This window comes from bacterium (assembly GCA_026398675.1).
Lineage (GTDB): Bacteria > RBG-13-66-14 > RBG-13-66-14 > RBG-13-66-14 > RBG-13-66-14 > RBG-13-66-14.
Window position 1 is genome coordinate 1 of the sequence record JAPLSK010000192.1, and the last position, 5,135, is coordinate 5,135.

Annotated in this window: 9 protein-coding genes; 1 reads left to right on the forward strand and 8 read right to left on the reverse strand. The window is 68.8% G+C overall.

Going from position 1 to position 5,135, the window contains the following annotated elements; translation table 11 throughout:
• Positions 1-53 precede the first annotated feature (53 nt).
• From NTW26_06360 to lepB (NTW26_06395), 8 genes are all read right to left on the reverse strand, one after another.
• Positions 54-731, reverse strand: a complete 678-nt coding sequence (locus NTW26_06360) for a HAMP domain-containing sensor histidine kinase (GenBank protein ID MCX7021879.1) — start codon at positions 729-731, stop codon at positions 54-56.
• A 147-nt stretch (positions 732-878) separates the two neighbouring features.
• Positions 879-1,226 (reverse strand): hypothetical protein, encoded by a 348-nt coding sequence (locus NTW26_06365; GenBank protein MCX7021880.1) that lies wholly within the window; start codon positions 1,224-1,226, stop codon positions 879-881.
• A complete protein-coding gene (locus NTW26_06370) occupies positions 1,193-1,390 on the reverse strand; it encodes a hypothetical protein (GenBank protein MCX7021881.1) in 198 nt (65 codons plus the stop codon). Before NTW26_06370 ends, NTW26_06365 begins: the two co-directional genes overlap by 34 nt.
• Positions 1,383-1,652 (reverse strand): hypothetical protein, encoded by a 270-nt coding sequence (locus NTW26_06375; protein ID MCX7021882.1) that lies wholly within the window; start codon positions 1,650-1,652, stop codon positions 1,383-1,385. Before NTW26_06375 ends, NTW26_06370 begins: the two co-directional genes overlap by 8 nt.
• Positions 1,653-1,889 (reverse strand): hypothetical protein, encoded by a 237-nt coding sequence (locus tag NTW26_06380; GenBank protein MCX7021883.1) that lies wholly within the window; start codon positions 1,887-1,889, stop codon positions 1,653-1,655.
• Positions 1,890-1,891: 2 nt separating this feature from the next.
• A complete protein-coding gene (gene lepB, locus NTW26_06385; GenBank protein ID MCX7021884.1) occupies positions 1,892-2,479 on the reverse strand; it encodes a signal peptidase I in 588 nt (195 codons plus the stop codon).
• Positions 2,480-2,783: 304 nt separating this feature from the next.
• The gene (lepB, locus tag NTW26_06390; GenBank protein ID MCX7021885.1) at positions 2,784-3,359 is read right to left on the reverse strand and encodes a signal peptidase I; all 576 of its coding nucleotides are present in this window, start codon (positions 3,357-3,359) and stop codon (positions 2,784-2,786) included.
• A gap of 27 nt (positions 3,360-3,386) precedes the next feature.
• The gene (lepB, locus tag NTW26_06395; GenBank protein MCX7021886.1) at positions 3,387-4,172 is read right to left on the reverse strand and encodes a signal peptidase I; all 786 of its coding nucleotides are present in this window, start codon (positions 4,170-4,172) and stop codon (positions 3,387-3,389) included.
• A gap of 160 nt (positions 4,173-4,332) precedes the next feature.
• On the opposite strand from lepB (NTW26_06395), the gene NTW26_06400 reads away from it, so the two are divergent.
• Positions 4,333-4,968 carry a hypothetical protein gene (locus NTW26_06400; GenBank protein MCX7021887.1) on the forward strand — a complete coding sequence of 212 codons (636 nt, stop codon included), beginning with the start codon at positions 4,333-4,335 and terminating at the stop codon, positions 4,966-4,968.
• Positions 4,969-5,135: the final 167 nt, after the last annotated feature.

Below are 5,135 nucleotides of genomic sequence, written 5' to 3' on the forward strand. Positions count from 1 at the left end.
AACGATTAATATGAGCGGCTTGGACATGGGTCATCCCCCGACCGGGGTTTTATTCAATCGGCGGTCCGCGCGGCGGGGCGCGGTCCCAGGGTCAGCGTGGCGACGGCGCCGCCGTCGGGACCGGCCGCCAGGGTCACGTCCCCCCCGTGGAGCCGGGCCACCTTGCGCGCCAGGGGCAGCCCGATCCCCGTCCCGCCTGGCCGGGTCGAGCTGAAGAGCTTGAAGTGCGCCTCGGGGTCCGGTCCCGGTCCGGGGCCGTCGTCGGAAATGGTCACCCGCGCCCCGCCGCCCTCGGGCCGGCAGCGGCAGCGTATAAGCCCGCCCCCGGGGCAGGCCGCCAGGGCGTTCAAGAGAAGGTTGAGCACGGCCTGGCGCAGGAGCGTCCGATCGCCCTCCACCGGCGAGGGACGGCAGTCGCACTCCAGCCGCACGCCGGACTCGCGGAGCTGCGGCTTCAGGAAGGCGGCCAGGTCCAGGCACAGCTCGGCCAGCTCCACCTCCTCCAACCGGAGCGCCGGGGAGCTGGCGAAGTCGCGGAAGGCGGTGGCGATGTCGGCGAGCTGGTCAATCTCCCGCCCGATGGCGTCGGCTATCTCCAGGGTCTCGGCGTCGGCGCCCAGCGAGCGCAGGTCGTCGCGCAGCATCTCCAGGTTGAGACGCATGGCGTTCAGGGGGTTGCGCAGCTCGTGGGCCAGCGACCGGGCCTGGGCCTCGAAATCCTCCGCCTTCACGACATCACCTTTATCGGTACGTACACCGCTTTGGGCAAGGCAAGGGACTTAAGCCCCTTGTTGTGGGCGACCACGCGTTCAACCATCGCTCCGGCCGTTTGAAAAGACCTCTTATTCGGGTAAACCCCTTGGTGGGGGCGACCCCGCTTAACCGAGCCCCAGCTCCTGGAGCGCCACGCCGTAATGCTCCCAGGCGTAGGTCGCGAGGTCGCCGAGAAGCTCCTGGAAGAGCGCCGGGTCGTCCCGGGAGATGTTGTCCAGGGTCGCCTCCAGGCGCTCGGAGGTCCACCCCACGGTTTCGAGGTAATTCTCTATCTGCCCCTCGTCCAGCGATCCCCGCTCGGCGGCGAGGTCCACCATGCCGTAGAGGACGTCCTTCAGCGGAAGCGGGCCGGGCGACCCCTCGCGGATGCCGTAGAAGAGCGCGAGGGAGAGGGCGATCACCCCTACGGAGATGGCGCTCAGGAGGAGAAACAGGCGCTTTGCAGGCGACACGGCACCCCCTTGGTCAGCACGGTATCGGAGCTCGGGAGGGGCTCGGTCTCGGGCGTGGTCAGCACCCCCACGACCAGGGTGGCGACGACGGCCAGGATGATCCCCCCCAGGACTATGAAAACGAGCAGTCGCGCCCGGCGGCGCGCTAAGGACGGCTCAATCATCTTTCGGCAGCCCCCGCGACGCCCGGTAGGCGTCTATGAGCGCCCGAAAACCCTCGGGGTCCTCGGAGCGCAGGTGCCCCACGGCCGACTCCAGCTCCTCGACAGTCCAGCCCAGGTCCTCGAGTGTCGGCTCCGAATCCCGCCCCGCCGACCGGGCATCCAGGTAGGCGAAGTACGCCTCCCGGAGGCTCGCCGGGTGGTTCTCGTCGCAGGCGGCAAAGAGGAGCGTCAGCAGGGCGAGTACGATGGAAAAGCGGGCCATCTACTCCGTCTCCCGGCGCAGGACACCCAGAAAATTGCGCAGGCGGGCGGGGTCTTCCAAAATCCGCCGGGTGGCGCGGACCAGGGCGGCGGTGTCCAGGCCGGCCTCGAAGACGGCCTTCTCCGGCGGGGTTCCCGTGTAGATGCGGGTTGCGACGGAAGCCACCTCCGCGTCCGGGGGCTCGGCGCACCCCCCGAGGAGGGCGGCCAGCCCCAGAGCCAGGAAAAATACGCGCACGGCTACTCCACCGCCCCGAAGGTCCGCCCCCAGCGAACGGTTCCCGCGAGGCCCAGGTCCTTGTCCACGGCGTAGGGGTCGTCGGAGAAGAGGACCCCCACGACCTTGCCCAGCACGAGCCCGGAGTCGAGCGGTCCCCAGATGCGGCTGTCGCGCGCGTCCCGGCGGTTGTCCCCCATCACGAAGAGGTACCCCTCGGGGACGACGACCGGCCCGAAATCCTCCTGGGGGGCCCGGCCGACGTAGGGCTCGCGGAGCGGACTCCGGGCGCCGTTGATGAAGACCAGCCCCTCCCGTATCTCCAGCGTCTCCCCGCCCAGGGCGATGACCCGGCCGAAGAAGTCCCGCCCCCCGCCCGTGGGGGAGGAGAAGCAGATGACGTCTCCCCGGGACGGCTCGGCGCGGGCGTAGACCACCTTGTCCACCAGCACCAGATCCCCCGGCAGGAGGGTGTCGGTCATCGAGTGGGAGGAGACCTCGTAGGGGCAGAAGAGGAAGAGCCTGACGCCGACGACGAGCACCAGGGCGGCGAGGACCGCCTGTCCCAGGCGGCGGGCGGTGCACAGCGGCGCTTTATCCTCTGTCGCCATCCCCCCCCTTAGCGCCGGTCCGACGCGACGTGGTGCACCACCCGCGCCGCGTCACGTTCACCGTTCCGGCCATCGCCCCCGGCGTCGCGCACCGTCAACTACCAAGACCGCCGCAACCCTCGCCCCACCCCGGGCCTCGACGGCCCCCGGTGGGAGGGATTTTTTCAAAGGTGGCCCTCACCCCATCCCCGTCGGCGCGCCGCTCCCGGAGGGAGAGGGGGGGCGCGGCCGTACCAAGGGCGCACCTTCCCAACCCGGCTCTCTTAACGCGGTCGCCGCAACTACCCCCAACCGCCGCCGTCCCCTAGCGCACCACGTCCAGCATCCGGTCCCAGCGGACGTAGCCCAGCACGGCCAGCCCCGATTCCCCCTCGGACCGCATCCGGGCGAGGTTGACCGAGAGGTAGACCATGAAAGCCTTGCCGATTATCTCGTCCCGGCGGACGTAGCCCAGGCTCCCCCGGCTGTCGTCGGAGGAGTTGCGGTTGTCGCCCAGGACGAGGTAGCTCCCCGGCGGCAGGACGTGCTCGTCCCCGCCGAAGCGCTCGGCGAGGTAATCGTCGGCGAAGCTGAAGCGGTCCCCGGGCAGGGCCAAGAGCCTTTTGACGTAGTCCGCGTCGTCGCGCCGGAAGACGATGACCTCGCCCCGCCGGGGCTCCCGCACCAGGTAGGCCAGCCGGTTTACGAGGATGAAGTCCCCCTCGACCAGCGTGGGCCGCATGGAGCCCGATGGAATCCAGCTCGCCTGGAAAACGAACAGGCGCAGAAGCAGGGCGATGACGAGCGCCACGCCGAAGGCCAGGGCGAGCGACAGGAGCCTGCGGCGCCGATCGGAAGCCGGCCCGCCGCCGTTCCCCGCGGTTTCAACGGTCTCCGGCACACTCGGTCGGGGTTCTTCCACAGAGAATCACTTCACCGTGTCCATCATCCGGTCCAGGCGCAGGTGCGTGACGTAGTAGGGGAGGTCCAACAGGTCCAGGTACATCTGGTTGTCGGCGCCCTCGGGACCGGCGAAGCTCATGTAGATGACGAAGGCCTTGCCCTTGATGTCGTCCTTGGCCATAAAACCCCAGTAACGGCTGTCGGCGGAGCGGGTCCGGTTGTCCCCCAGCATGAGGTAGCAATCCACGGGCACCTGGTACCAGACCCCGTCCACGAAGGGCTCGCCGGAGCGGAAGTCGGTCTCCCGGGGATCCGGGACGAAGGTCTTGCCGATGTACTCGGGCCGCAGGTAGTCGCTCTCGTCCAGCGGCCCGGCGTCGGAGTGGTCCGCGTCCGTGTCCTTCCACAAAAAGCCCCCGTGGAAGCGGAAGTACTCCCCGGGCACGGCCATGCACCGCTTGATGAAGTCCGTCTCCACCTCCTTGAGCGTCCGCGGGTCGTAGGTCCAGTGGCGGAAGACGATGATGTCGCGCGGCTCGGGCTCGTTGAAGAGGTACACCAGGCGGTTCACCAGGAGGAAGTCCCCCTTCTCCAGGGTGGGGTACATGGAGGTGGAGGGGACCCAGGAGGCCTGGATGGCCACCTCGCGCAGGATGAGGGCGATGACGAGGGCGACGGCCAGGCCCTCGAGGAAGCGCAGGGTCTTGGAGAGCCGCCGGTGGTGCTCGCGATATTTGCGGAAGGGCCAGGTGACGACCTGAAGCCAGCGAGGCATCACCCGCTCCTTCCCGTCTTCTTTGGTTCGAGGCATGACCCGTCCTCGGTGGTTGGTTAAACTGAAGAACGCTCCGGGGGACCCCCCGGGTTCCCGAACGGGGTCAATGATAGCACACGGACGCGGCCCTTTGACACGCCCCACCCCCGATGCTATACTGCCGACGATGGTTCACCGTCTTGCGACGGACCCGCCCATGAACCCCGGCGAACACGTCTGCCCGAATCATCCCGCGAGCACGGCCGTCGGGGTCTGCATGAACTGCGGCCGCCTGGTCTGCTCCGAATGCCGGACCCGCCTGGACGGACGCAACGTCTGTCCCGAGTGCGCGGCCGAGCTGGAGGCGCGGGGTGGGCGGTGGAAATCGGCGGGCCGTATCGCCGTTTTAGCCCTGGTGGGGCTCGCCGTGGGGTACTGGTTGACCCGCCCCGGAGAGCTCCCGCCCGAGGTCCAACGCCTGGAGGAGGTTTCGGGGGCAGTCGAAAGCTTCCGGGACGACCTGGGCCGCTGGCCGCGGGGGCTGGGGGAGCTGATTGCGCGACCAGAGGGCGACGGGGGAGAGGGCGCGACGGGGGAAGCCCGCGCGGGAGAGGGAATGTCCCGTTGGACCGGCCCCTACCTGGGCAACGAGCGTTACCTTAGCCAGGGACGTCCCACCGACGTCCACGGAAACCCCCTCGAGTACGGCGTGGACTCGCGCGGGGTCTGGCTCGCCACCGCCGGGGAGGACGGGACGTGGCAGACCGACCTCGCCACAATCGCCTCCGACCAGGATCCCGGCGGCGACGACCTGATCCTGTGGGTTTATATTGGAAATGGCGCGCCGGATTAGTACAATACCCCTGAACATCGGTTAAGCCGGTGCGGCGGGAGGGATTCGACGCGGTTCAACCGGTCCCGAGTGGTACGTGGCTGGACAGGGCGTTGAGCGACCCCGACTCCGGCCCCCGGTAAGGCCGTCCGAATATTGACGGACGTCCACGACTCCGGCCCCCGGTA

Excerpts from the sequence above, each read along its gene's own strand:
- NTW26_06370 (MCX7021881.1), bottom strand. The coding sequence starts at position 1,390 with ATGATTGAGCCGTCCTTAGCGCGCCGCCGGGCGCGACTGCTCGTTTTC.
- NTW26_06375 (MCX7021882.1), bottom strand. The coding sequence starts at position 1,652 with ATGGCCCGCTTTTCCATCGTACTCGCCCTGCTGACGCTCCTCTTTGCC.
- lepB (MCX7021884.1), bottom strand. The coding sequence starts at position 2,479 with ATGGCGACAGAGGATAAAGCGCCGCTGTGCACCGCCCGCCGCCTGGGA.
- lepB (MCX7021886.1), bottom strand. The coding sequence starts at position 4,172 with ATGCCTCGAACCAAAGAAGACGGGAAGGAGCGGGTGATGCCTCGCTGG.
- NTW26_06400 (MCX7021887.1), top strand. The coding sequence starts at position 4,333 with ATGAACCCCGGCGAACACGTCTGCCCGAATCATCCCGCGAGCACGGCC.